Annotated in this window: 24 protein-coding genes and 1 tRNA gene; 8 read left to right on the top strand and 17 right to left on the bottom strand. The window is 67.1% G+C overall.

The genetic code is table 11. The features are described from left to right. Positions 1-20: 20 nt before the first annotated feature. From AC6JAM_RS15360 to AC6JAM_RS15340, 5 genes are all read right to left on the bottom strand, one after another. Positions 21-1,241 (bottom strand): pyridoxal phosphate-dependent aminotransferase, encoded by a 1,221-nt coding sequence (locus AC6JAM_RS15360; RefSeq protein ID WP_056394120.1) that lies wholly within the window; start codon positions 1,239-1,241, stop codon positions 21-23. Between the two features lie 143 nt (positions 1,242-1,384). Beyond that, positions 1,385-2,347, bottom strand: coding sequence for an ABC transporter substrate-binding protein (locus tag AC6JAM_RS15355; RefSeq protein WP_056394123.1), 963 nt, complete (start codon positions 2,345-2,347; stop codon positions 1,385-1,387). After that, on the bottom strand, positions 2,344-3,090 hold the full coding sequence (locus AC6JAM_RS15350) for an ABC transporter permease (RefSeq protein WP_056394126.1): 747 nt from the start codon (positions 3,088-3,090) through the stop codon (positions 2,344-2,346). The genes AC6JAM_RS15355 and AC6JAM_RS15350 overlap by 4 nt, the downstream gene beginning before the upstream one ends. Further along, on the bottom strand, positions 3,087-3,800 hold the full coding sequence (locus AC6JAM_RS15345) for an ABC transporter permease (protein ID WP_018769246.1): 714 nt from the start codon (positions 3,798-3,800) through the stop codon (positions 3,087-3,089). Before AC6JAM_RS15345 ends, AC6JAM_RS15350 begins: the two co-directional genes overlap by 4 nt. Beyond that, positions 3,800-4,900, bottom strand: a complete 1,101-nt coding sequence (locus tag AC6JAM_RS15340) for an ABC transporter ATP-binding protein (RefSeq protein ID WP_134163749.1) — start codon at positions 4,898-4,900, stop codon at positions 3,800-3,802. The genes AC6JAM_RS15345 and AC6JAM_RS15340 overlap by 1 nt, the downstream gene beginning before the upstream one ends. Positions 4,901-5,105: 205 nt before the next feature. Here AC6JAM_RS15340 and AC6JAM_RS15335 point away from each other — a divergent pair, with 205 nt between their 5' ends. Continuing rightward, positions 5,106-6,122: a pirin family protein gene (locus tag AC6JAM_RS15335; protein ID WP_497935206.1), complete on the top strand. Its 1,017-nt coding sequence runs from the start codon at positions 5,106-5,108 to the stop codon at positions 6,120-6,122. Between the two features lie 52 nt (positions 6,123-6,174). Here AC6JAM_RS15335 and AC6JAM_RS15330 read toward each other — a convergent pair whose 3' ends face one another. Next, positions 6,175-7,125, bottom strand: coding sequence for an N-acetylglucosamine kinase (locus tag AC6JAM_RS15330; RefSeq protein WP_497935205.1), 951 nt, complete (start codon positions 7,123-7,125; stop codon positions 6,175-6,177). Positions 7,126-7,221: 96 nt separating this feature from the next. Continuing rightward, complete coding sequence (locus AC6JAM_RS15325; RefSeq protein ID WP_018769242.1) at positions 7,222-8,196, bottom strand: LysR family transcriptional regulator; 975 nt, start codon at positions 8,194-8,196, stop codon at positions 7,222-7,224. Between the two features lie 118 nt (positions 8,197-8,314). Here AC6JAM_RS15325 and AC6JAM_RS15320 point away from each other — a divergent pair, with 118 nt between their 5' ends. Then, positions 8,315-9,553 (top strand): MFS transporter, encoded by a 1,239-nt coding sequence (locus AC6JAM_RS15320; protein WP_018769241.1) that lies wholly within the window; start codon positions 8,315-8,317, stop codon positions 9,551-9,553. A gap of 138 nt (positions 9,554-9,691) precedes the next feature. Then, on the top strand, positions 9,692-10,195 hold the full coding sequence (locus tag AC6JAM_RS15315; protein WP_026265760.1) for an Lrp/AsnC family transcriptional regulator: 504 nt from the start codon (positions 9,692-9,694) through the stop codon (positions 10,193-10,195). Between the two features lie 21 nt (positions 10,196-10,216). Here the strand turns inward: AC6JAM_RS15315 and AC6JAM_RS15310 are convergent, their stop codons facing one another. After that, positions 10,217-11,464: an MFS transporter gene (locus AC6JAM_RS15310; RefSeq protein WP_018769239.1), complete on the bottom strand. Its 1,248-nt coding sequence runs from the start codon at positions 11,462-11,464 to the stop codon at positions 10,217-10,219. Between the two features lie 170 nt (positions 11,465-11,634). Between AC6JAM_RS15310 and AC6JAM_RS15305 the strand changes: the two genes are divergently transcribed. Together AC6JAM_RS15305 and corA are read left to right on the top strand one after the other, a co-directional pair. Next, on the top strand, positions 11,635-12,129 hold the full coding sequence (locus AC6JAM_RS15305; RefSeq protein WP_026265759.1) for an Lrp/AsnC family transcriptional regulator: 495 nt from the start codon (positions 11,635-11,637) through the stop codon (positions 12,127-12,129). Beyond that, positions 12,130-13,125 (top strand): magnesium/cobalt transporter CorA, encoded by a 996-nt coding sequence (corA, locus tag AC6JAM_RS15300; RefSeq protein WP_497935204.1) that lies wholly within the window; start codon positions 12,130-12,132, stop codon positions 13,123-13,125. Here the strand turns inward: corA and AC6JAM_RS15295 are convergent. The 7 genes from AC6JAM_RS15295 to galU all read right to left on the bottom strand — a co-directional run bounded on the left by AC6JAM_RS15295 (position 13,122) and on the right by galU (position 17,532). Continuing rightward, the gene (locus AC6JAM_RS15295; protein WP_223992190.1) at positions 13,122-13,865 is read right to left on the bottom strand and encodes a Pr6Pr family membrane protein; all 744 of its coding nucleotides are present in this window, start codon (positions 13,863-13,865) and stop codon (positions 13,122-13,124) included. The genes corA and AC6JAM_RS15295 overlap by 4 nt on opposite strands. 105 nt (positions 13,866-13,970) lie before the next feature. After that, entirely contained in the window at positions 13,971-14,123 is a 153-nt protein-coding gene (locus AC6JAM_RS15290; protein WP_018769235.1) for a hypothetical protein, read from the bottom strand. 10 nt (positions 14,124-14,133) lie between these two features. Further along, positions 14,134-14,508, bottom strand: a complete 375-nt coding sequence (locus AC6JAM_RS15285) for a hypothetical protein (protein WP_497935203.1) — start codon at positions 14,506-14,508, stop codon at positions 14,134-14,136. 257 nt (positions 14,509-14,765) lie between these two features. Continuing rightward, a tRNA-Ala gene (locus AC6JAM_RS15280) sits at positions 14,766-14,841 on the bottom strand. A gap of 131 nt (positions 14,842-14,972) precedes the next feature. After that, entirely contained in the window at positions 14,973-15,896 is a 924-nt protein-coding gene (locus AC6JAM_RS15275; protein ID WP_144600058.1) for a hypothetical protein, read from the bottom strand. A gap of 105 nt (positions 15,897-16,001) precedes the next feature. Then, complete coding sequence (locus AC6JAM_RS15270; RefSeq protein WP_018769232.1) at positions 16,002-16,622, bottom strand: GNAT family N-acetyltransferase; 621 nt, start codon at positions 16,620-16,622, stop codon at positions 16,002-16,004. A 4-nt stretch (positions 16,623-16,626) separates the two neighbouring features. Next, positions 16,627-17,532: a UTP--glucose-1-phosphate uridylyltransferase GalU gene (galU, locus tag AC6JAM_RS15265; protein ID WP_018769231.1), complete on the bottom strand. Its 906-nt coding sequence runs from the start codon at positions 17,530-17,532 to the stop codon at positions 16,627-16,629. A gap of 107 nt (positions 17,533-17,639) precedes the next feature. Here galU and AC6JAM_RS15260 point away from each other — a divergent pair, with 107 nt between their 5' ends. The 3 genes from AC6JAM_RS15260 (at position 17,640) to cpaB (ending at position 19,493) form a co-directional block, all read left to right on the top strand. After that, positions 17,640-18,260: a 5-formyltetrahydrofolate cyclo-ligase gene (locus tag AC6JAM_RS15260; RefSeq protein ID WP_497935202.1), complete on the top strand. Its 621-nt coding sequence runs from the start codon at positions 17,640-17,642 to the stop codon at positions 18,258-18,260. Positions 18,261-18,370: 110 nt separating this feature from the next. Continuing rightward, positions 18,371-18,637, top strand: coding sequence for an FmdB family zinc ribbon protein (locus AC6JAM_RS15255; protein ID WP_018769229.1), 267 nt, complete (start codon positions 18,371-18,373; stop codon positions 18,635-18,637). A gap of 112 nt (positions 18,638-18,749) precedes the next feature. Then, entirely contained in the window at positions 18,750-19,493 is a 744-nt protein-coding gene (gene cpaB, locus AC6JAM_RS15250) for a Flp pilus assembly protein CpaB (protein WP_081620190.1), read from the top strand. A 27-nt stretch (positions 19,494-19,520) separates the two neighbouring features. On the opposite strand, the gene AC6JAM_RS15245 is transcribed toward cpaB, so the two are convergent. Both AC6JAM_RS15245 and AC6JAM_RS15240 read right to left on the bottom strand, forming a co-directional pair. Then, complete coding sequence (locus AC6JAM_RS15245) at positions 19,521-19,847, bottom strand: hypothetical protein (protein ID WP_497935201.1); 327 nt, start codon at positions 19,845-19,847, stop codon at positions 19,521-19,523. Continuing rightward, the gene (locus AC6JAM_RS15240) at positions 19,783-23,811 is read right to left on the bottom strand and encodes an AAA family ATPase (protein WP_497935200.1); all 4,029 of its coding nucleotides are present in this window, start codon (positions 23,809-23,811) and stop codon (positions 19,783-19,785) included. The genes AC6JAM_RS15245 and AC6JAM_RS15240 overlap by 65 nt, the downstream gene beginning before the upstream one ends. Between the last annotated feature and the right edge of the window lie 83 nt (positions 23,812-23,894).

The following is a 23,894-nucleotide window of genomic DNA, read 5'->3' as shown; positions in this document are numbered from 1 at the left end:
GGTGGGCCCGTGAGCACAGGCTAGTTCCCCTGGTACCTGGTTAGGAAGTCCCCCATCCGGCCGATGGCCTCTTCAATGTCCTTGACGTTGGGCAGCGTCACCATCCGGAAATGGTCGGGGCGCACCCAGTTGAAGGCACGGCCGTGGGACACCAGGATCTTCTGTTCCTTCAGGAGGTCAAGGACAAACTTTTCGTCGTCCCGGATGTGGTAGACCTCCGGGTCGAGCCGGGGAAAGAGGTAAAGGGCACCCCGGGCCTGCTGCGTGCTGACGCCCGGGATGGCGTTCAGCATGTCGTATGCCTTGTTGCGCTGCTCCAGCAGGCGGCCACCGGGGAGGATGAGGTCGTTGATGCTCTGGTAGCCGCCCAGCGCCGTCTGGATGGCGTGCTGGGCCGGGACGTTGGCGCACAGGCGCATATTGGCCAGGAGGTTGATGCCTTCGAGGTAGTCGGCGGCATCCTTCTTGGGCCCGGAGATGGCCATCCAGCCGGCCCGGTAGCCGCAGACGCGGTACGCCTTGGACAACCCGCTGAACGTCAGGCACAGGACGTCGTCACCGGTCAGTCTGGCGAGGTTCACATGGACGGCGTCCTCGTACAGGATCTTTTCGTAGATCTCGTCGGCAAAAATCACCAGGCCGTGCTTCTCGGCGAGGGCGACGATTTTCTTCAGCGTCTCTTCCGGGTAGACGGCGCCCGTGGGGTTGTTCGGGTTGATGACCACGATGCCCTTGGTGCGCGGCGTGATCTTCGCTTCCAGGTCGTCAAGGTCGGGCTGCCAGCCGGATTCCTCGTCGCAGAGGTAATGCACCGGCCTGCCGCTGGCCAGCGCCACGGACGCGGTCCACAACGGGTAGTCCGGCGTGGGGATGAGCACTTCATCGCCGTCGTCAAGAAGGGCCATGAGGGACATGGTGATGAGCTCGCTGACACCGTTGCCCAGGTAGATGTCATCCACGTGGATATTCTGGATCCCGCGGGTCTGGTAGTACTGCGAGACGGCGGTGCGTGCCGAAAAGATGCCGCGGGAGTCGCTGTAGCCCTGGGCATGGGGCAGGTGGCGGATCATGTCCACCAGGATGGCGTCCGGCGCCTCGAAGCCAAACGGCGCCGGGTTGCCGATGTTCAGTTTGAGGATTCGATGGCCCTCCGCCTCCATCTGCTGGGCGGCCTGCAGGATCGGTCCACGGATGTCATAGAGGACGTTGTTGAGCTTCGTGGACTGCCTGAATTCTGCCATCCCTCAAATATGCCACAGGAAGGATGCATCCCCGTTGAGACGTCCACCACACGGCCGGCGGCGGCTGCCGGACCCCCGCAGGTCCGGCAGCCGCCGTCGTTAATCACCAGTCCGTACCCTGCCCGTGCGGACAGGGAACCGATTTACTTGACGATGCCCTTGTCCTTCAGCCAGGCGGTTGCTGCCGCCTTGGCGTCCTGCTTCTGGCTGCCGCTGACTGCCCGGTTGAGGTTGATCAGGTCATCCGTCGTGAGCGTGCTGGACACGGAGTTGAGCGCCTGCTTGGCCTTGTCTGTCATCTTGGCCTTGTTGTACAGCGGCAGGACCTGCTGGGCGATGAAGTTGTTCTTCGGGTCCTCCAGCACCACCAGGTCGTTGTCCGCGATGGACGGCGTGGTGGTGTAGATGTCGGCCACCTGCACCTGGTTCTCCAGCAGCGCCTTGAGCGTCACCGGGCCGCCGCCGTCGCTGAAGGGCTCCAGCTTCTTGGGGACGCAGTTGTAGTTCTTCTTCAGTCCGGGCAGGCCGTACGCGCGCTCGGCGAACGTGGCCGGAGCCCCCACTACGATCTCGCTGCAGACCTTGGCCAGGTCCTCGATGGACTTCAACTGGTACTTCTCCGCCGTTGCCTTGGTGACCACCATGGCGTCCTTGTCCTCGGCCTTGGACACGTCCAGCACGCCGAGTCCGTCCGGCAGCTTGCCGGGCAGTGCCTTGGCGATGTCACCGGCGGAGACCTCCTTGGCTTCCTTGTCCACGTACAGCAGCAGGTTGCCGCTGTAGTCCGGCACCACGTCCACCGAGCCGTCCTGGACGGCCTTGAAGTAGACCTCGCGGGAGCCGATGTTCGGCTTGGTGGTGGCGGTGATGCCGTTGGCGTTCAATGCACCGGCATACAGCTCGGCGATGATCTGGCTCTCCGGGAAGTCGGCTGAACCCACCACGAGGGAGGTCGCCCCGCCCGATGCACTGCCGCTGGTGGCCGGCGGGTTCTTCAGCGGATCGGACGACCCCCCGCAGGCGGACAATGCCACTGCCAGGCCAAGCCCGGCGGCCAAACCGCTGAACGCCCGCCTTCCGAGGCGCTGGGGACGGCTATCTTTCATGACTTACCTCCTTGAACAACAGTCTCCGCAACAACGGGGTCTGTGAGATCAACCGCAGCCTCATGGCTGCGGTAGGACAGCTTCGAGGCCCCTTGGGTCAGGAACAGCCTCTGGAACAGGGACAGGACAAGGTCGACGGCGATCGCCAGCGCCGCGATGAGGAGGGAACCTCCCAGCATCTGGGGGAAGTCACTAAGGACAAGGCCGTCGAAGAGATAGCGGCCCAGGCCACCTAGGTTGATGTAGGCAACGACGGAGACGGTGGCGATCACCTGCAGCACGCCGGTCCGGAAACCGCCGAACATGACGGTGAGTGCGTTGGGCAGCTCGGCCCGGAACAGGACCTGCAGTTCAGTCATTCCCATGGCCCGGGCCGCGTCCACCACATTCCGGTCCACGCTGGAGATGCCGGCATACGTCCCGGCCAGCAGCGGGGGCACGGTGAGGATCACCAGCGCCCAGATGGGAGGCATCAGCCCGATGCCGGCCAGCAGAACGAACAGGATGAGCAGGCCCAGGGTGGGCAGCGCGCGCAGGGCTCCGGCCAGGGCGACGACTGCCACCCGTCCCCTTCCCGTGTGGCCGACAAACAGCCCGACAGGAACGGCGATGGCAGTGGCGATCAGCATGACGAGTCCGGTGTACTGCAGATGCTCCAACAGCCGGGCGGGGATGCCCATGCTTCCGGACCAGTGCAGGGGGTCGGAAAGCCAGGCGAAGGTATCTGAAAAGACGTTGCTCACGCTGCTTCTCCCGCCAGGGTGGCGCGCTCCGCAGCGGCGGGCGCAGTGCCGCCTTCATCCCTGCGGCCCCGCCGCGTTCCTGCCCGTTCCCACGGAGTGAGGATGCGTTCCAGCAGGACGAGGACGGCATCCATCAGCAGCGCGAGGATCAGGATGGCGACGATCCCCACCACCACCTCGGTGACGAAGTCGCGCTGGAGGCCATCGGTGAAGAGCATGCCCAGGTTGCCGACACCCAGCAGGGCGGCGACGCTGACCAGCGAGATGTTGCTGACGGACACCACCCGCAGCCCGGCGAACAGGACCGGCAGGGAGAGCGGCAGGTCCACCTGCAGGAACCGGGCCAGCGGCTTGAAGCCCATGGCCTGCGCGGCCTGGCTGACGTCTGCGTCCACGGAATCGAAGGCATCCAGGGCGGCGCGCACCAGCAGTGCCACGGCATAGATGGTCAGGGCCACCACCACGTTGAGGGGATCCAGGATCCGGGTGCCCAGGATGGTGGGCAGGATGATGAACAGCGCCAGCGAGGGGATGGTGTACAGGAGGGAGGAAGCCGTCAGGACCACGGAGCGGAGTGCACTGTTCTGCCGTGCCAACTGCGCCAGCGGAATGGAAATCAGCAGGCCCAGGGCCATGGGAACGAGTGCCAGCACCAGGTGCTGGCCGCCGCGTTCCAGGATCATGCCGGTGTTGGCCAGGAACCATTCCATCAGAGGGCAGCCTGCCGCAACTGGCGCGCCTCTTCGATCAGCGCCAGGACCTCACCGCCGCGGACCACGCCCAATACCGTGCCATCGGTATCAACGGCGACACCGAGGCCCGACGGGGACGACAGGGCCGCGTCAAGGGCCCGCCGCAGGCTCTCTCCCGGACGGAACAGCGACCCACCCGGAACGAGCTCGGTCTCGGTCCCTGGTGCCGACCATCCCAGGGGATGTTTGTCCGCATCCACCACCAACTGCCAGCCACCGGCAGCACTGGCATCAGACTCATATCCGTCCGGAGAGCGGACGATCGTGGGCACGGGATGGATGGCCACGCCGTCGGACGGCGTGAAGCCCAGGTGGCGGAAGCCGCGGTCCCGCCCCACGAAGGATGCGACGAAGTTGTTGGCCGGCGCCCGCAGGATTTCCTCCGGGGTGGCGTACTGGGCCAGCTTGCCGCCGGTGGCAAAGACGGCGACCTTGTCGCCCAGGATGGTGGCCTCGTCGATGTCGTGGGTTACGAACACGATGGTCTTGGCCAGGTCCTTCTGGAGGCGCAGCAGTTCCTGCTGGAGTTCGTCCCGGACAACGGGGTCCACGGCGCTGAACGGCTCATCCATGAGGAGAACAGGCGGATCTGCGGCGAGCGCGCGTGCAACGCCAACGCGCTGCTGCTGGCCGCCGGACAGCTGGGACGGGTACCGCTTGCCCAGGGAGTGCGCCAGGCCCACCACGTCCAGGAGCTCCTCTGCGCGCTTCCGGGCGTCAGCTTTGGAGACGCCGTTCAGCCGAGGAACGGTGGCGATGTTGTCGAGGACCGAGCGGTGCGGCAGCAGACCTGCCGACTGCATGACGTAGCCCATGGAGCGGCGCAGTTCGGCCGCCGGCACCGTGGTGACATCCCGGCCGTCCACGGTGATGGTCCCTGACGTTGGTTCCACCATGCGGTTGATCATCCTGAGCGATGTTGTTTTACCGCAGCCGGAAGGACCCACGAAGACCGTCACAGTGCCTTTGGCAATGGACATGGACAGCCCGTCCACCGCCGGCTGACCGCCCGGGTACTGCTTGGTAACGCTCTGGAACTCGATCATCGCCTGGTCCATGGTGCGGACTTACCTGTTCTCTTGGACGGGCTGTTGTCAGCACCGCGACATTGCCATCAGCACGCTGATAGTTACGGTAACCCAAACGGGGGCCGGCTTCAGCAGATGAGGCCCTAATCCCCGCAAAGGAATCCCTACTGTAATCATTCGGTACCCCGCTTGGCGTGGATGGGTAGCCGAAGCCGGGCAGGCCTAAAGTGGAGGCGTGACCAACTTGGAAGTTTCACCCCAGCCGGAAGTTTGTCCGCCCGCACCTGCCGGAGGCACGTCGGGCCCGTGCCTGCAGCTGTGGCCCGAACGTGAGGTGCCCCTGGGCGGGGTGCGCGCCATGAACGTCAAGCGCACCCTGCCCCAGCGCGGACTGCCCACCATCGGCGCGTGGTGCTTCCTGGACAGCTTCGGGCCGGACCGTACCGCCATGTCTGTCCTCCCCCATCCCCATATCGGGCTGCAGACGGTGACGTGGCCGCTGGCTGGGCACATCCGACACCGGGACAGCGTTGGCAGCGACGTGGTGGTGCGCCCCGGGGAGCTGAATATCATGACGGCGGGGCACGGGGTCTCGCACTCTGAATTCGCCGTGCTTCCCGACGGCGGGGAGTTGCCGCTGCAGCGGGGCCTGCAGCTCTGGGTGGCCCTTCCCGACGGGGAGAGAAACCGGAAGCCGGCGTTCGAACAGCACCGGGAACTGCCGCGCGTCGCCGGCCACGGCTTCACCGCCACCGTCATGGTGGGTGGGTTTGCGGGCGTCGTGTCCCCCGCGACGATGTTTTCGCCGATCGTTGGCGCGGACGTTTCCTGCGAAGGGGACGCGGTACTGCCACTGGACCCCGCCTTTGAGCACGGCATCCTGGTGCTCGACGGCGGCCTGGCGGTGGACGGGCAGGACCTGCCGGCGGGGCCGCTGGGCTACTTGGGCACCGGCCGCAGCGAACTCCGGATGGAGGCCCGCCCCGGCACGCGGTTCCTGCTGATTGGCGGTGAGCCGTTCGGTGAAGAACTGCTGATGTGGTGGAACTTTGTGGGCCGCACCCACGACGAAGTGGAGCAGGCCCGGGAGGACTGGGAAGCGCAGGCCGGGCTGCCGGATGCCGAAACGGCTGCGGCCAGGTATGGACTGGTGCCAGGCCACGGTCCGGAGGCCGGGGCGGAGGCCGGCCGCATTCCCGCTCCCCCGCTGCCCGGCGTGCGGTTGACGCCCCGTAAGCGCGCCGTCGACTAAGCGCGCCGCCTGGCCCGCTGACGGGCAAGCGCGGTTTGGTTCCTGTCGGCCGTCAGGCCGGTTCGGCCAGGAGTTGCAGGACGCCGAACACCGGTTCCTGGTCCAGGACCCTCACGTCAGTGATGCCGCCTGCTTCGAGGTTCCGGCGGAATGACTCCTGCAGCGGTGCCACGTTCATGCCCAGGCCGCCGCCCAGGATCACCGGACCTTCAATTTTCAGCTGGCCCAGCACCTGCCCGGCCAAGGCGGCAAGGTCGCGGCCGGCCTGCTCCAGCAGGGCTGCACTGTCCTGGTGCCCGGCAGCGGCCGCTTCCACGACATGCCTGGCCTGCTGGGCCCAAAAGCGCCGTCCCGTGTCCGGGGAATGGAACAGCGCAATCAGCTTGTTGGGGTGGTCCAGGCCGCAGGATGCCAGGAGGGATGCCGTGAGCTGGTCAATCGGCAGGCCCTGGTTCATCCTGCGCAGGCTGTGCCGGACCGCTTCCCTGCCCAGCCAGTAACCGCTGCCCTCATCCCCCAGCAGGTAGCCCCATCCGCCCGCCCGGGCCTCGCCGCCGTCGGCGTTGCGTCCCCAGGCAGCCGAGCCGGTACCTGCAATGACCGCAACTCCCGTACTGGCACGGCCCGCGGCCAGCAGCAGGCGGGAGTCGTGGACAACGGTGATGCGGGCCTCCGGGACGAGTGGCTGGATCAGGGCCGCCAGGGCGGCGGCGTCCTCGTCGGTATCGATTCCGCCGGACCCTGCGTACACCCGGTCCACGCGGCCGCCACCGATCCTGGCGAAAAGCTCCGCCAGGTTCCGTGCTGCCTGGTCGCGGCTGACGTTCTGGACGTTGGAGCTCCCCGCCGCATCGTCCGCGACGGGCACTCCGTCTTCAAAGCGGATGCCGTGTGTCTTGGTGCCGCCGATGTCCAGGCCGATCGTGACGCCGTGCAGTGGGTTGCCTGGCGAGTCTATGGCGTGCTGGTCGGGACTGGTGGAGGGGTTCTGGGTGTTCGTCACGTCACAAGGGTACTTGCGTGGCCTGGCTTTGGGGCGCCGCGCCTGCCTTCCGCGGAGGCGCTGCCGCCACCCGCCGTCGTCATCCGGTTCCCCGGGTCAGCGGCCCGCCCTGGTGACCAGCCCGGCCAACAAGCGTGGCCCCTGGGCCACCACCAGCTCGCGGAAGAGCCTGGCGGGAACGGGTTCGGTTTCGGGTTTCCGGCGCCGCCAGCTCACTCCGACTTCCCGGAAGGCCAGCTCCGAGTCCAGCGGCACCTCCACCCAGCCGAGGTCTCCGGTTTCCGGGCGCAGCGTCCTGCCGGGGGCGTCGCCGCCGGGCGGCAGGATGCTGACGCCCAGGCCTGCCGAGACCAGTCCGCGGACCGTGTGTGAATCCTGGCTCTCGAAGGCGATCCGCGGCCGGTATCCCGCCTCGCGGAACAGGGCGTCCGTCAGCGAACGCAGCCCGTATCCGGTTCCCAGCGCCACAAACGGTTCCGTCCGGATATCGGCCAGCCGGGCCATCCGCTGCCTGGCCAGGGGATGGGCGTGATGCACCACCAGCCGGAGCGGTTCCCGGTACAGCGGGGCCGAATCGAGGGTTTTGCCCGCCGGCGCCACGGGAGCGGTGAGGGCCAGGTCCGCTTCCCCGGATGACAGCTCTTCAAGGCATGCGCTCCGGGCGCCCTGGCTGAGCCGGAACCCGGTCCCGGGATGCCGGGCACGGAAGGCGCTGATCAGCAGGGGCAGGGTGGCCTCGCCGAAGGTGTGCTGGAAAGACAGGGACACGGTGCCCCTGACCAGTTCGGACTCGTTCCGGACCAGGTCCAGGCCGGCCTGGAACTCCGCGAGCGCCTGCTCGATGTAGGGCAGCAGGGTGCGGGCTGCGGGCGTCAGGCGGACACCGCGGCCGTCCCGGACCAGGAGTTCGGTGCCGACGGCGGCGCTGGCCCTTGCCACTGCCCTGCTCACCGTCGATTGGGGTAATCCGAGGAGTTCGGCCGTCTCCGTGACGTGTTCGGTCCGTCCCAGCTCGGCGAGTACCGGCATGAGGGGCAGCAGTTGGGCCAACTGTTTCCGGTCCGGTTCCATGGCTGCTCCCTTGCCGGTTCTGAGCTTTCCCGGAATCGGGAAGCAATCCGATATTGCTATCAGTTTGGCATGAAATATGCATTGGAAGCATTCATTGCCCGGGGACTACGCTTGCTTGATGCCACAGAAAGCGAGCTCCGGCACGGCGGCTTCCCCTCCGTGGAACGGCCATCCCAAGGGGTCCAGGGCCTACGGGCGGATCCTGGCCGGTCTGTCATGCGCAGGGGTTGCAACGTTCGCGCAGCTTTACTCCACCCAGGCGGTCCTGCCCCTCCTGGCGGCCGATCTGCGCGTCACTGCCGCCGAGGCTGCCCTCACCATTTCCCTGGCCACCGTGGGTTTGGCCGCAACCGTGATCCCCTGGTCCTTCCTGGCGGACCGGATCGGCCGGGTGAAGGCGATGATGTGGGGCATCACGGCGGCCACGGTGCTGGGACTGCTGGTGCCCCTGTCCGCCAGCTTCGGCATGCTGCTGGTCCTCCGGCTGTTGGAGGGGATGGCGCTGGGCGGAATCCCCGCCATCGCCATTGCCTACCTCAACGAGGAGGTCAGCAAAGCGCACGCCGCGCTTGCCGCCGGAAGCTATGTTGCCGGGACCACCCTGGGGGGACTTTCAGGGCGGCTCGTGGCCGGCCCTGTCGGCGAACTCTGGGGGTGGCGGTCGGCAGCCCTGGCAGTTTCCGTGCTGGCGACGATTGCCGCCGTCGCCTTCCTTGTCCTGGTGCCCCGGGCCAGGGGTTTTGTTCCTGCCCGGGCCGCCGGACTCCGGAGCGCCGTCCGGACGCTCGGGGGCCACCTTAGGAACATCCGGCTGCTGGCCCTGTATGCCCAGGCCTTCCTGATGATGGGCGGGTTCGTGGCCGTCTACAACTATCTGGGGTTCCGGTTGTCGGGCGCCCCGTTCGGGCTGCCGGCCACCGTGATCAGCCTGATCTTCCTGGCCTATCTGTCCGGCACCTTCTCCTCCCGCTGGGCAGCGGGGATGACCTCGAAATACGGGCGCCGGAACGTGCTGCTGGGCGGACTTGGCCTGGCTGTTGGCGGCCTCGCCCTGACCCTCACCCCGTCCCTGGTGCTGATCCTGTGCGGGCTGGTGGTGTTCACGGGCGGCTTCTTCGCAGCCCACAGCATCGGCTCCGGCTGGACGGGCGCCATCGCCAGCACCGGCCGCGCGCAGGCAGCGTCCCTTTACAACCTGGCCTACTACCTGGGCTCCAGCCTCCTGGGCTGGGCAGGTGGCCTGGTCTTCCAGGCCTGGGGCTGGAACGCACTGGCTGGAGCCGTGATCGCCCTGGCGTGCCTCACTGCCGCAACTGTCGCGGTCGTCCATTCCCGCGCGGAAACGGCCGCTGCCTGACTCGGTGCCGCACTCGAATTAACACGCTCCAGCAGCTTCGAGGATAGAGCGGATGTTCGGCAGGACGCGTGCCTGTGGAGCCGATGGTGGAGATTCTGCGGTCTAGGATGAACTAAGGACCGTGTGGAAGGAACCGCCGTGAGTACGAATGCCAGGAACACCAGGCCCGGGGCGCACCTGGAGCCGCTGGATGCCATTGACGAGCGCCTCCTTGCGGCCCTCGTGGCAGACGCCAGGATTTCCAACAAGCAGCTCGCCGAAATGGTGGGTATTGCGCCGTCGACCGCCTTGATGCGCACCCGCGCCCTCTCGGAGCGCGGGATTGTGCAGGGCTATGAGGCGAAGCTGAGCCTGTCGGCCATCGGCCGGTCGGTGCAGGCCCTGGTGGCCGTACGGCTCCGCGCCCACGACCGGGACCAGATCGACCGTTTCACTGCGCGCGTGCCGCACCTGCCCGCCGTGCTGTCGACCTTCCACACCTCAGGTTCGGTGGACTACCTGCTGCACATCGCCGTCGGAAGCACCGAAGACCTGCGGGACTGGGTCCTGGACAATTTGGCTACCGATCCCGTGGTGGGCCACACCGAAACCACGCTGGTCTTTGAACACATCCAAGGCAACCACGGCCCGCTTCCGGACTAGCGCCGCTGTAGATCCACCCGCTCAGACGGACCCCTGTTTCGCTGCTTTGATGGAAGCGGTGAGGGTGACGGCTGACAGGGCGAGTGCCGCCGAGCCGCACAGCAGGACGAATCCCTGCACGGCTGCCGCCATTCCGAACACGGCGCTGGCCCAGCCCAGGCCGAGGACCGGCACGGCGCTGCCCAGGTAGGTGATGACGTACACGGTGCTGATGATCTGCGCGTGGCGTGCCGGCTCCACCTTGCCCGCCACCTCGTTGAAAACCATCCGGAAGGCCATGCCCTGCCCCAGGCCGGCGGTAACGGCAGCCCCAACGAGCAGCAGTGGGCTGTGCCATGCGCCGGCGGCTCCCAGCAGGATGACGGAGACGCCCAGGACGGCCAGCCCCGCAGGCACGGCCAGGCGCCCGCGCAGGGTCACCAGCTGGCTCAGGGCTGACGCCCCCAGCGGCAGGCCGGCCAGCACGCCGATCAGTGGCCGGGAGTCCGTGCCCAGGACCTGCGCGAAGTAGCCCGGGGCCAGTGACAGGGAGAAGCCAAACACGGCAAAGCTCAGGAAGCCGACGCCGGACGCCAGCCAGAAAGCGCCCCTCGCCTGCCGTGAAACGGAGGGACGGCGCGGGGCAAGGACGTGCAGCGGGCGGGACACTGCCGGCACCATGATGGCCGGGCGTGCGCGGATCAGGTACAGCGGGACAAGGAGCGCGGCCAGCAACAGCGAATGGACGACGTACGGAGCCGTGGTGGCACCGGGAAGCAGCGACAGCAGTCCGCCGATGACGGGACCCGCCGCTACGCCCCCCGAGGAGGCCAGCAGCGTAAAGCGCGATGCCCACTCCGGCCGGGACGGGAGCAGCTCGCGAAGGGCTGCCGCGCTGGCCCCCGTGGCGAGCGCAACGGCCATTCCCTGCAGCGCCCGTCCGGCGCACAGGGCAGCCAGCGTGCCCGCTTCGGCGAAGATCCAGCCGCCCGCCAGTCCGGTCAGGACAGCGACCAGGAGGGCGGCCCGGCGGCCGATATGGTCCGACCAGTGCCCGGCGAGCAGCAGCGTCCCCACCAGGGCCAGGACGTAGCTGGCGAAAGCCGCCGTTACGTCGAGGCTGGACAGCCCGAGGTTGGCCTGCAGCAGGGGGTACAGCGGGGTGGCAAGGTTGGCGCCCACCAGGAGCATGAAGATGACCGCGCCGGAAATCACCAGCCGCGCCGTAGTGGTGGCATTCCATCCGCTGGCCGTGGCCGGGCGCATGCGCAGTTCGCTGAAGACCGTCATTGTGCCGCCTTAGGGGTCGCCGCGGCGGGTGGTCCTTGTGGGAGCCCGGCGCGGATACAACTGTGATGGTTCAAGAATGCGGTACCGCTGCGCCATATCTTTCGACCTTGCAGGGATAATTGAGCAAAATCATCAACTTATGGATCCACGAATGATGGAGAGTGACGATCTTGAACAAACTGGACCCCACGGACCTGAAGATCCTGCTGGCCCTCATCCGGGATCCCCGCATCCAGATCGGTGAGCTGGGCGAGTCCTTGGGCATCGCCCGCAACACGGCCCAGTCACGGGTTCGCCGCCTGCTGCGCAGCGGGGTGCTGCGCCCGGGCGGGCGCGAGGTTGACCTGGAGGCGGTGGGCTATGACGTGGTGGCCTTTGTGACCATTGAGGTCTCCCACCGGGAGCTGGACGGCGTCGTGGCAGCACTGCGGCTCATCCCGCAGGTCCTGGAAGTCCACGAGATCTCCGGCCGCGGCGATGTCTGGTGCCGGGTGGTGGCCACGGACACCCACAACCTCCAGTCGTCCCTGCGGCAGGTCCTGCGGATCAAGGGTGTCATCCGGACAGAGACCGTGCTGGCCCTGCACACCCATATCCCCTACCGGACCGAGCCCCTCATCAGCGGCCTGAGCAGTGCCGCAGCCCCGGCGGCTAGGATTTCCTGAATGACCATCATTGATAACGCCGTCTACGTCAACGGCGTCCGCCATGCAGAGCCCGACAGTCTTGAGCAGACCTTTGAGACCCTGTCCCTGCATGGCGGCATGGCATGGATCGGCCTCTACCGGCCCACGGCGGAGGAAATGGCGGCCGTGGCCAGCGAGTTCGGACTCCATGCCCTCGCAGTGGAGGATGCTGTTTCGGCCCACCAGCGGCCCAAGCTGGAGCGTTACGACGACAACCTTTTCACCGTCCTGCGGCCCGCCCGGTACGTGGACGAGGACGAAACCGTGGAATTCGGCGAACTCCACGTGTTCACCGGGGAGAACTTTGTGGTGACGGTGCGGCATGCGGAAACGGCAGGCGTTGCCAGGGTGCGGCAGCGGCTGGAGGGGCGGCCTGATCTCCTGCGGCACGGGCCCGAAGCGGTGCTGTATGCCCTGCTGGACCGGGTGGTGGATGACTACGCCCCGGTGGTGGCGGGGCTGGAAAACGACATTGACGAGATCGAGGACCAGCTGTTCAGCGGCGATTCCTCCGTGTCCCGCCGCATTTACGAACTGGCCCGGGAGGTCATCCAGTTCCAGCGCGCCATCCACCCCCTGCCCGAGATGCTGGACCAGTTGAAGCGCGGCTTCGAGAAGTACGAAGTGGAAAGCGAGCTGCGGCATAACCTGCGTGACGTGGAAGACCACGTTGAGCGGGTGATTTCCCGGGCGGACTCCTTCCGGGACTTGCTGCAGAACGCCCTGACCCTCGACGGGACACTGACAGCCAACCGGCAGAACGAGGCCAGCGCCGAGCAGAACGAACAGGTCAAGAAAATCTCGTCCTGGGCGGCCATCCTGTTTGCACCCTCATTCGTGGCCGGGATCTACGGCATGAACTTTGACAACATGCCCGAACTCCATTGGTCCTTCGGCTACCCCCTGGCGCTGCTCCTCATGGTGGCTGCCGGCGGCCTCATGTACGGCATCTTCAAGAGGAAGGGCTGGATCTAGCGGGGCGGGATCACCGTCGCGGGCAGCCGTCCGGTGGCCAGCGCCACCCGCATATTGCCCACCGCGTGCACCATGAGGGAAACAACCAGGAATGCCACCAGAACCTGGCCGGTGGAACCCAGCACCCTCACCCATCCGCCATCGAGGGTTGGGTCAAGGAAGTCGTACACGTACCATCCGTCAAGGCCGCCCCGGATCCACGAAAACGCAAGGAAGGCCACCGGGTAGCCCAGCCAGGCAAGGGGCCGCCACCAGGGACCTCGGACCGTCCGGGTGACGAGAATCCAGTCAAGCGCCGCCACCAGCGGGGCCAGGCGGTGGTGGGCAACCTGCGGCCAATACAAATCCCATGTCCACCACGGCTCTTCCGGCGGAGCCACGAGCACGATGTAGATGATGCCCGTCATGACCATGTACAGGACCAGCGCGCCGAACATCTGGTCCCACCACAGCGGCGGCCGGCGTCGCCGCAGCACCCCTGAAATGATCAGGACAAGCCCGAAGACAAGATTTCCCTGCACAGTGAATTCCGAATACAGCTGCGGGACATCCACGTCGTTGCCGGGCAGGGTGGCGTCGAAGGTCTTTTGCACGATTGCGGCCAGCACGACAAGACCGACGCTGATCCGGGTGGCCCGGATCCATGGGCGGTCGGGGTGCAGGGCACGGTTGATGGCAAAGTTGCGCACGACCGGCGGAGCCAGCTGTGGGGGGTGCCCTTCCTTCTTCGTGAGGCTCATGGAGCAAGGATCACGCCGGCAGGAGGAAAGAGACAGGGTCCTTCGACCGCTAACGCCCACCGCCCACCCGGGCCGGTGACAGCCGGTCCGGGCAGGCGGTGACGGTCAGGCGTTGGTTCTGCGCTTCAGCCAGCCCCAGACGCCGGTGGCGACGAAGAGGACCAGGCCGATGATGGCGAGCCAGAGAAGGCCCTTCACGACGAAGCCGACGATGGACAGGATGAGCCAGAGGACAAGAAGTCCGATGATGATTCCCATGAGGCCCACTCTAGGCCCCCACCCATCCGATCGGGCCTGTATCCGGGGGCGTTTTGCCTATGGGAACGGTAACGCGTCCCGCGGTTCCGTCCACCACCACTGTTTGCCCGTTCACGAGCGTGCGGGTTGCGGACCTACCTTCCAGCTCACTGCGTTTGGCGGCGCGGGCCAGCACACGCCGGCGGTGCCGCTCTTTCTCCGCCGGCGGCAACGCCCCGCCGTCGGGCATTGCCGCAAGTTCCTCGAAGCGCAGGTGAGTGACATCCGTGGGCCCGGCCAGGACACCGGTTTCCGTGAGGCACCCGCCCAGCGTATGCGGCGGCACCGGAAAGCCTCCGCGCAGCAGTTCGCCCAGGTTGGCGCCCTTGCCGCCGGCCAAGGCCACATCCAGGGCCCCTGACGATGTCCCCGCCCTCTGCTCCCTACAAGCCAGGCCCAGGAACCGTGGCGCACAACCAGGGCCCCCAGGCGCCCTTTGCCCGGTCTGCGGAAGCGGCTCGTTGCATCAGGACCACGGGAAGGGACGAGCGAGGGAAGGATCCGCGGAGTCCACCCGCGGACAGGAATCGCCCCGGCGGTGGGCACCTGCATTTGAAAAGGAAGGCAAACCAGGTGTTCTGGCTCTGGCAACACGCCTGCAAATGGTGGAGCTAAGGAGATTCGAACTCCTGACCTCTTCGATGCGAACGAAGCGCTCTACCAACTGAGCTATAGCCCCGGAATCGGCCGCAACCTGCAAGGCGTTCCAAGATGGTGCGGAACCGGTGTCCCTAGGCTACAAATTTTCCCGGCCCAACGCCAATTGACGCTCCGGCCGGCCGCGGGATCCCAAGGCGCGCCGCCCAAACTTTACGCGCGCCGGCGCTGAAGAACGTCGTCGAGGTTGCTCAGCGCGCTCTGCGCCTTGGTCAACTGCTGATCGGCCACCTGCTGTGCTTCCGCGGACTCCGCTGCCTGCACCCCGGCAGCGCCCTGCTTCAGGGACGGCTTGCCAACTGCCTTGGGCGCCTCAGGAAGTTCAAGAGGCTGCGGCTCCGGGCGCTTTGCCTTGGCTGCGTCCACGTAAACGGGCTTGGGGACTTCCACCGGCTCCCAAGGGGTTCCCGCCGGAGTGGCCGGGGCCGCCTCTGCAGCACTGGTATCGCCGGCAGCCACCGCGACGGCGAGGGCTGCTTCACGAAGCTCAACTGCCGTGAGCCGCTTGATCCCGGCCTGGCCTGCCTCGGCATCGAAAAGCGGGCTGTCCGGCCGCGCGGGGGCGGCCTCAGGTTTTGGGGGAATCGCGTCGGCCGTCTCCGGGCGGCGTGCAGGCGCACTCATGGCCGAGCGGAACGCAGCATTGACCTTTGCCTTGCGGTCGCGGACGGCGAGCATACGCAGCAGCGCCACCGACCCGACAGTCAGCACCGTGCACAGGATCGGAAGGGCAGGCGAACCGATGCCAAAGGCAGCCAGGATCCCGGAAATGAATGCCGTGACAAGGGAGAGCAGCCCCACCAGGGCCAGCGCGGTCCGGCCGTAGCGGATGCGGAGCCGGGCCGGAGGCGGGGTGCTGGCAGCGCCGGCACCGGGTGCCGGACTCTTCCTGGGTTCCATGGCTTTCTCCTGCTGGGCGGCGACGTTCAAGACCAGGCCGGCGTGCGGATCCGGCCCCTCATCGGCGGGGGCGTCTGCCAGGAAGTCGACGGCAGGCTGGAACTGGTGCCGGCGGTTCCGGAGGACGTAAGGGGCAACCCATACAATCCAGAGCGCGACGGCAACCACGAGGATCACTGAGCTGCTAAGGGGGAAGTCCACACTCAAAACCGTATGAGCATCATGCCTGCTCAGGCCGCATTAGCCCCGGTGTGTCGTGCCCCCTCTGGCAAACCGTTGGATTTATGACCGGCGCGAGGCCAGCCAGGGGCCCAGCAGGCCCTCCGGGACTTCTTCCGCGGTGAGGGCGAAGGAACGGTGGTCGGCCCATTTGCCGTTGATGTGCAGGAAACGGGGCCGGTACCCCTCGTCCCGGAATCCCAGCTTTTCCACCACCCGCAGGCTGGGTCCGTTCTCGGGCCGGATATTGATTTCCATCCGGTGCAGGCCGAGGGTCCTGAAGCAGTGGTCCGTCACCAACGCCACGGAGGTGGGGGCGATCCCCCGTCCAGCCCGTGCCTGGTCAACCCAGTAGCCAAGGGTTGCCATCATGGCCGAACCCCACACGATTGACGACACGGTCAACTGGCCCACGATGGCGGGGCTGCTGAGGCCCGGCCTCCACTCGGTAATAAGGAAGGGCAAAGCCGTGGCCTGCGCGGCCTGCACTTTGAGCGACCGGACCATGTGCCGGTAATCGGGCAGCCCACCGCCCGGATCCGGATTGGAGGCCTCCCACGGCTGCAGCCACTCACTGTTACGCGAGCGCACCTCCATCCATTCATTCTTGTCGCGGTACCGGATGGGCCGCAGGACCAAGTCGCCGCACTCCAGGGTGACCGGCCAGATGGGACCACTGCGCATGGCGCTAGCGGGAAAGGTCCGAGGTGAAACCTGGCAGCCATTCCCGCAGGCCCGGGCCCAGGTCGTCGCTGTCGATGGCGAGCTGGATGCAGGCCTTGAGGTAGCTGAGTTTGTCGCCGGTGTCGTAGCGCCGGCCCCGGAACACGACCCCGTACACCCCGTGCCCTTCACCATCACCGGAGGCAAGTTCCTGGAGGGCATCCGTCAACTGGATTTCCCCGCCCCGGCCCGGTTCGGTGTGTTCAAGGACGCCGAACACGGCGGGGTGCAGGACATAACGCCCGATCAGGGCCAGGTTGGAGGGCGCTTCCTCGGGTGACGGCTTTTCCACCAGCCGGTTGACGCGGACGTAGTCTTCGCCGTCGATGTCCTGGATGTCCGCACAGCCGTAGGCGCTGATCTCCGACGGCTCCACTTCAATCAGGGCGACGACGGACCCACCGGTTTTGGCCTGAACGTCAATCATCGTGCTGAGCAGTTCGTCGCGGGCGTCAATCAGGTCATCTCCCAGCAGGACAGCGAAGGCTTCGTCACCCACGTGCTGTTTTGCGCGGAGCACCGCATGGCCCAGGCCGTGGGGGTCGCCCTGCCGGACGTAGTGGATGTCACCCAACTGGCTGGCCGCCTGGATGGACGCCAGCTTCTCCGTGTCCCCTTTGTCCTCGAGCGTTGACTCAAGGGACGGCACGCGGTCGAAGTGGTCTTCCAGGGCCCGCTTGTTGCGGCCCGTAATCATCAGGATGTCGTGGAGGCCCACGTGGACGGCTTCCTCCACCACATACTGGATGGCAGGCTTGTCCACGACGGGGAGCATTTCCTTGGGCATCGCCTTGGTGGCTGGCAGGAACCTGGTGCCCAGGCCCGCGGCGGGAATGACGGCTTTGCGGACTCTGGGGTTACTGGTGTTCACCGGTCTAATCTAACGTCAGCGTCAAGCATTTCAGTAACCACCGGAGCGGCAAGCCCGTGCCGGTGCGGGAAGAACCTCCCAATACGGGGCATTGCAGGAAGGACACCATGCTGCAGGAGACCAACGCAGTCAAGGACGGCATCAGGGCCGCCCACCGCCGGCGGCGGGCAGCGCTGACGCCGGCGCAGCTCGAAGCTGCCGGCGCGGCCCTGGCCGTCCATGGGGAAGCATGGGCGGGGACGGTCACAGGGAAGCACGCCTCGATAGCCTGCGTATACCTTGGCGTGGGACACGAACCGCCCACCCTGCCCCTGATCAACGCCCTGCATCGCAGCGGCCATCAGGTACTGCTTCCGGTGTGCGAGGAAGGCCGGGAATTGAGCTGGGTGTTCTGGACGCCGGAGATCAGCTTCGAGCGCAGCAAATATGCACCAATCCTGGAGCCCACGGGGCACCGTCACGGGCCGGAAACGGCCGGTGGCGCAGCGGTGCTCTTTATTCCGGCCACCGCAGTGGACCTCGCCGGCAACAGGATCGGGCAGGGCGGAGGCTACTACGACAAATTCCTGGGGCACCTGGCTACGGCAGGGAAGGAAATTCCCCTGGCCGCTGTTATCTACGATGACGAATTGCTGCCCGCCGGCCGGATACCGGCCGAGAAGTTCGACCGACCGGTCCCGGCCGTCCTGGCCCCGTCCGGATACCGGCCATTGGCGGGCAACGCCTGAGCCCGTCCATTCGGGCACAGTGATAGAATTAGCACTCAGGCCCTGCGACTGCTAACGGTTTACCCGGTGGCAGCACGGGACCTCTCGTTTGCCCAAGAGGAGGAGCACCAGTGCCAACATATGCTTACGCCTGCAAGGATTGCGGCCACGCCTTCGACATTGTCCAGTCGTTCTCGGACAGCAGCCTGACGTCCTGCCCGGAATGCGAGGGCACGTTGCGCAAGAAGTTCAACAGCGTCGGTGTCGTCTTCAAGGGCTCGGGTTTCTACCGCACGGATTCCCGCGATTCCAAGGGCAGCTCCGTCTCCCCCGCACCCGCAGCGACGCCCGCTGCCACCCCCGCCGCGTCGGCGCCGGCAGCAGCTGCCGCCAGCTAAGCAGCCCAGGACTTTACGACGGCGGCCGGACGCTCCCTGCGTCCGGCCGCCTTTGTCCACATAGCCGCCGTCCGGGCTCCCGTGCCGCTTTGGCGTCACCTAGCGTGGGCGCATGCCAGTACTCTTCCGACGTCGCCGCGACGGTCTCCGGTTCCCCGGCCATGTCCATGCTGCAGGTGCCCGTAACATCCCCCGCCGCCCCGGACGGCGTCCCCTGCACTCGCGGTTTGCCGGCTGGCTAAGCCGCAACCGACGCCTCGTAGCGGCCCTGCTCTTGTGCGCAGCTGCAGCAATCGCTGTCCAGCAACTCACTCCCGCCCCGCTCACCACCGTCACGGCGCTGTCCGCTGCCCGGGACCTGCCCGCGGGAACAACGGTAACGGCAGCAGACCTGGCCCAGGTCCAGGTGCCGCCCGGGATGGTGACCGACGGCTTCCTCCGGGATGGATCCGCAACCGCAGGCAAGCAGCTCGCAGCGCCGCTGCGGAAGGGCCAGCTCCTCACCGACGCCCAGCTGCTGGGCCCCGGGCTCCTGGCAGGGACGCCCCCCGGTTCGGCCGCGGTTCCCCTGCGGATGGCGGATGCCTCATCCATCCAGCTGGTCTCCCCCGGCCAGCTGGTCAACATTGTGCTGACATCAGCCAACGGGTTCGACCAGAAGGGTCCCTCTGAGGTCCTGGCGTCTGCCGTCCCGGTGCTGTGGACCTCGAACAACGGCGGCCAAGGGGGTCAATGGCTCGGCACCACCGAGACCGATGGACTGATCGTGGTGGCAGCCACCGCCGAACAATCACTGCGCCTGGCCGGCGCCTCCACCCAGGGCAGGCTGTTCTTCGTCCTGGTCGGGCCGCCCTGACCTCAAGCGTGGCCCGGATGATGTTGGTCAGCCCCAGTGCGGCGGTTTCTGTTCCTTCAACCAGGTATCGTGATCGTCCTCCCGGTCACCCCAGCTGCGGGCGTCGTCTTCCGCCGCCTTGCTCGGGAGGATCTCGTCGGTGCCCCCCGCTGCCGGCCGCGCCCCCGGAGAAGGCACCGGCGCTGCGGAATCCGCGGGAGCGGCACCGCGGTCAGTTCCGGCTGCGGCCCCGCTCCTGTTCGCGCCGCCGTTCTTGTCCAGGTCGTCGTTCCTGTTCGAGCCGCCGTTCTTATCCAGGTCGTCGTTCCTGTTCAGGTCGTTCGTGTTCCGGGTGTTGTTCTCGTTCTGGCGCATGTCTTCCTCGGGCCTGTCTTTCCCAGGCCGGTCTTCTCTCGTCGTGGCACCCGCTTCCCTTGTCCCCTGGGCGCGCCGGCCCTTGGCTGACAGCCTCGGAAGGCAGGTAGGAAACACCGGCAGCAGGCGCCCCATCAATTCCGTGAAGTGCGTGGTTGAAGTCATCGTCCAGGAATCCTGTGCTGGACGCGGTCCGGCCCGGAAGCACCATCTTCTCAAGTCCCAGGTAACCGGCGATGCGGTCCGCGCAGGACGAGGGGTCCGTGAAGACCTCGATGGTCCACAGGGGCATGTACCGCCATCCCAGGCGTTCCAGCAGTTGCGGCCGCAGCCTGCTGCGCTCACGCACGCTCATGGTGCGGTACTGGGCCGTGCCGTCGGATTCGATGGCCACGGGCCGCGGGAGGTCGGGGTCGTCCTGGCCCATGGTGTTCAGGGGATCCGCCGCGGCAACCACGTCGATGGCGCCGTCGTACTGGTGCCAGACCCTGGCGCCACGGGCCCGCAACCGGTCCCCCAGGTCCGCTACCAGCGGGTCCGCTCCCAGTGCCTGCTCGCTGGCCGCGGCACGGGACGCGGGAGTCCCGAGATCGGTGTTGCCGGAAATTTCCCGGTCCAGCAGCGTATAAAGATCCACCGCCCCGTGGGTGAGCCTGGTGTGGTCCAGGTCCTCCGGCCGGAAGCAGGTGAGCACGTGCATGGAACGGCGCGCCCGGGTCATGGCCAGGGCAAACTTCTCCCGGCCGCCCTCCGCGGAGAGCGGCCCGAAGTTGTGCAGGGCGCGGCCGTGCGGGGTCCGCCCGAATCCGGGCGAGAAAATGACGTGGTCGCGGACCAGGCCCTGGGCGCGTTCAAGGTCAACTACCCGGAAAGATTCCGGCCCGGCGCCGAAGAAGCCGGCCAGGCCCGGCTGGTTGGACAGCTGGAGCCTGATGGATTCACCAATCCTGGCGGCGTGCCGCAGGCTTGCGGTAACCACTGCCAGTGACGTTCGCGGGCGCAGGCGGGCGTGTTCGAAGACGAGCTCCACCACGCGGTTGACCTCGGCCACCACAGACTCCACGCCTTCGTCGCCGGCACTGGGCAGGCCCGTGCCGTCCGGCAGGTATTCCACCAGCAGCGACCGGTCCAGCCCCGTGGCCGACTGGCCTTCCGGCAGCCGGCGCAGGCCGCCGTCGTAAAAGTTCTTGCTCAGCTGAAGGACCAGGTCCTCGTCCACCGCCCGGTACACCACGTTGAGCCGCCACACCGGAAGCACGGCAGACAATGCCGTGAAGGCACTTTCCACCCGGTGGTGGGCCGACTCGCCGGGCGCCAGCCGTTCCACCCCGACGGTGAAGGTCCGCGGCGTGGCAATGCGCGAGTCGCCAAAGGCAATCACCTGCCGTGCACGGGCGATTGCCGGCAGGACAGCCTGAAGCGAGGTGGCTTCCGCATCGAGGATCACGACGGCGTCGAAGTGCTGTTCCGCCGGAAGCAGGCCCGTCATCAGGTACGGGCTGACAGACCAGACGGGAACCAGGGTGCCGATCAGGTCCGGAGCCTGTGCGGTAAGGGCCGGCAGGGAGACCCGGCCGTCCTTGAGCAGGCTCCGCAGCAGGTCGGCCTGGCGGGGCTGGGCAGCGATGGCTGTGCGCCACCGTTCCGCCAGGTCCCACCGCAGTCGGGCGGCGCCGCTGGCAACGTGGGCGTTGTCCGCCAGCCGGTACTCTGCCTCAAGCTGGCGCAGCGCGTCGCCGTCGGACATGGCCAGGTAGTCGTCACCGCTGATCATTGCCTCAAGCGCGGACTGCCACCAGGCCAGCTCCAGCTCGGCGGCAACGGATCCCTCCGGGACTTCCCGCTCGGCGAGGTCGGCCAGGAGCTCGCCCAGGCCGTGTTCGCGCATGTTCTCGACCAGGAGGGTGCGCTCGGGCAGGGTCTTAAGCGTGTCGGTGTCCGCCACCAGGCGCTCCAGGCGTTCCATCAGCCGCGCGTAGGGAACGGTGGACAGCGAGCCGCCGCCTTCCGTGTGCCGCAGCGCCTCACCCAGCTGTGCCAGTTCGCCGTCCAGGGACCGGTACATGGCAATCATTTCGGCCAGGCCGGAAGGTACGGCGGGGTGCCGCTGCGTGGTGGCGTAGCCCGCCCACAGGGCGCGCTGCTCCTGCACCAGCACCAGGGATGAGTGCAGGTCTGCGATGTGGACGCCCGGGCGCACGTATTCCTTGGCGACCCGGCGCAGCCTTGAGCGCTGCATGGCAGTCAGCTCGATGCCGCGCTCACGCCGCCAGGCGGACGGCGCGGTGGCGGAAATTAGGTCCGTCACGGGCCGGTCAAAGATGTCCGGGGTGAACTTGTCCAGGCTTCCGCGGACGGCGACCAGCAGTTCCAGCTGCTCGCCCCACTCGGCGAATGATTCGCCCGGGCGGATTTCGGCGTGCTCCGCAACGGCGTCCATGCGGTCGCGGAGGAGGGGAAGGCTCTTGGCGACGGAGCGGACCAGGTCCTGGGCTTCCTCCGTCTCCTTGCGGGTCAGCAGCCGGGCCCCGTGCCAGGGGCTGGTGGTGGCCGCCTTACTGAAGCTGCCCAGTTCCGCGGCGCGCCTGAGCCTGCCGGCCAGCTCCTCACGGTCCCGGATACTGTCCAGGACGCTGCGCTTGAGCCGGACGGTGGTGGCGGGCGCGGGGTGGATGGAGGTGAGCTCCGCGAGTGACTGCATGGCCTGGTAGGGCGAGCAGCCCCAACGCTCGCGAACGTTGTGGAGCGACGCCACGTGGTCCATGAGGGCGTGCCGGTGTTCCACCAGGGTGTTGTGGAGGTTCCCGAGCTGGGGTTCCAGTGATTTTTCGTTGCGCACGATCGCCCGGAGCAGCTGGCCCTTCAGCTGCTGCGCCGTGACGTTTCCGGAGAGCTGGAACAGGATGGACTCCAGCCCCAGCGACTCCAGATGCCCGGAGACCTCGTTGAGGCTGGCGCGGCGGTCGCCCACCACCAGGACAGTCTTGCCGGCGTCCACCAGGGCACCGATGGTGTTGATGGCCGTCTGGGTCTGCCCGGTGCCGGGCGGACTGCTGACCACCAGGGAGTCTCCGGCGCGGGCCGCGTCCACGACGTACTGCTGGTCAGTGTCCGCATCCAGCAGCAGCAGCTCGTCCTTGGGGTGCCTGTTGTCCAGGTGGGGGAAGCGGGAGGGGTCGGGTTCCTCCACGTCCACCACTTCGCCGCCGGCAGCAGTTGCCAGCGCGGACACAAGGGGATGGGAGTCGTTGATCCAGGGATCGTCGAGGTTGCCGGAGAGGTCGGCGAACGTGGAAACGAGCAGGTTGTGCTGGGTTTCCGCGCCGTGGATGGGCCGGATCAGGGTGGCCAGCCGGTCCAGGACAGGCTGGGGGTCGAACCGGGCGGTGCTGTAGGCGAGGCGGGTCACGGCGTTGACGTCAAAGACGATCCCGTGGATGTTCTTCAGGTGCCGCACCAGGGCCGGGTTGATGTGCGCCTGCTCGGTGAGCTGCAGTTCGAAGTCGTCCTCCCCCGGCCGTACCGTGAGGGAGATGGCGGTCAGCATGACCGGAGCGGACACCCGCTGGGGTTTGCCGCCGACGGCTGACGTCCATACCACAGTGCCCGCGGACAGGTAGCCGGCATCGATGCCGCGGTCGTTGGCGAGCTCGAAGATCTTGGACCGGATGTTGCGCGAAGCGCGGGCCGCCACCACATACTGCTGCCGGTCACGGATCAGGGTGGACAGGCGTGTGCGGCGCCCGGCCATGAGCTGGGCGAGCCCGGAGGGGTGTGCCGACGTAAGGTCGATGGAGCCTTCGGGTGTCTTGGTGAAGCGCAGCATCGTGTCCGCGCCGGTAACGGGTTTAAGCCCGGACAGCCATTTGCGAAGCTCTTCCGAGCCTTCCGGGTGGCCTTGACCAACTGACACTTCTGCCTTCTTTTCTGCGCTTGCACGTGACGTCCTGGACCATACCGGCATAGATTCGAGAGTAGCCGCTTCGGCGCCGGACTTGAGCGACCGCAACACTGGAGCACGGGAAATTGCCGGGATTCATCCGGGAA

It is taken from the genome of Arthrobacter sp. GmRoot5-12, from assembly GCF_059739365.1.
This window is presented reverse-complemented; position numbering and strand designations above follow the sequence as displayed.

Excerpts from the sequence above, each read along its gene's own strand:
- AC6JAM_RS15360 (WP_056394120.1), bottom strand. The coding sequence starts at position 1,241 with ATGGCAGAATTCAGGCAGTCCACGAAGCTCAACAACGTCCTCTATGAC.
- AC6JAM_RS15355 (WP_056394123.1), bottom strand. The coding sequence starts at position 2,347 with ATGAAAGATAGCCGTCCCCAGCGCCTCGGAAGGCGGGCGTTCAGCGGT.
- AC6JAM_RS15345 (WP_018769246.1), bottom strand. The coding sequence starts at position 3,800 with ATGGAATGGTTCCTGGCCAACACCGGCATGATCCTGGAACGCGGCGGC.
- AC6JAM_RS15340 (WP_134163749.1), bottom strand. The coding sequence starts at position 4,900 with ATGGACCAGGCGATGATCGAGTTCCAGAGCGTTACCAAGCAGTACCCG.
- AC6JAM_RS15325 (WP_018769242.1), bottom strand. The coding sequence starts at position 8,196 with ATGGAACCGGACCGGAAACAGTTGGCCCAACTGCTGCCCCTCATGCCG.
- AC6JAM_RS15320 (WP_018769241.1), top strand. The coding sequence starts at position 8,315 with ATGCCACAGAAAGCGAGCTCCGGCACGGCGGCTTCCCCTCCGTGGAAC.
- AC6JAM_RS15310 (WP_018769239.1), bottom strand. The coding sequence starts at position 11,464 with ATGACGGTCTTCAGCGAACTGCGCATGCGCCCGGCCACGGCCAGCGGA.
- corA (WP_497935204.1), top strand. The coding sequence starts at position 12,130 with ATGACCATCATTGATAACGCCGTCTACGTCAACGGCGTCCGCCATGCA.
- AC6JAM_RS15295 (WP_223992190.1), bottom strand. The coding sequence starts at position 13,865 with ATGAGCCTCACGAAGAAGGAAGGGCACCCCCCACAGCTGGCTCCGCCG.
- AC6JAM_RS15290 (WP_018769235.1), bottom strand. The coding sequence starts at position 14,123 with ATGGGAATCATCATCGGACTTCTTGTCCTCTGGCTCATCCTGTCCATC.
- AC6JAM_RS15270 (WP_018769232.1), bottom strand. The coding sequence starts at position 16,622 with ATGCGCAGTGGTCCCATCTGGCCGGTCACCCTGGAGTGCGGCGACTTG.
- AC6JAM_RS15260 (WP_497935202.1), top strand. The coding sequence starts at position 17,640 with ATGCTGCAGGAGACCAACGCAGTCAAGGACGGCATCAGGGCCGCCCAC.
- cpaB (WP_081620190.1), top strand. The coding sequence starts at position 18,750 with ATGCCAGTACTCTTCCGACGTCGCCGCGACGGTCTCCGGTTCCCCGGC.
- AC6JAM_RS15245 (WP_497935201.1), bottom strand. The coding sequence starts at position 19,847 with ATGCGCCAGAACGAGAACAACACCCGGAACACGAACGACCTGAACAGG.
- AC6JAM_RS15240 (WP_497935200.1), bottom strand. The coding sequence starts at position 23,811 with ATGCCGGTATGGTCCAGGACGTCACGTGCAAGCGCAGAAAAGAAGGCA.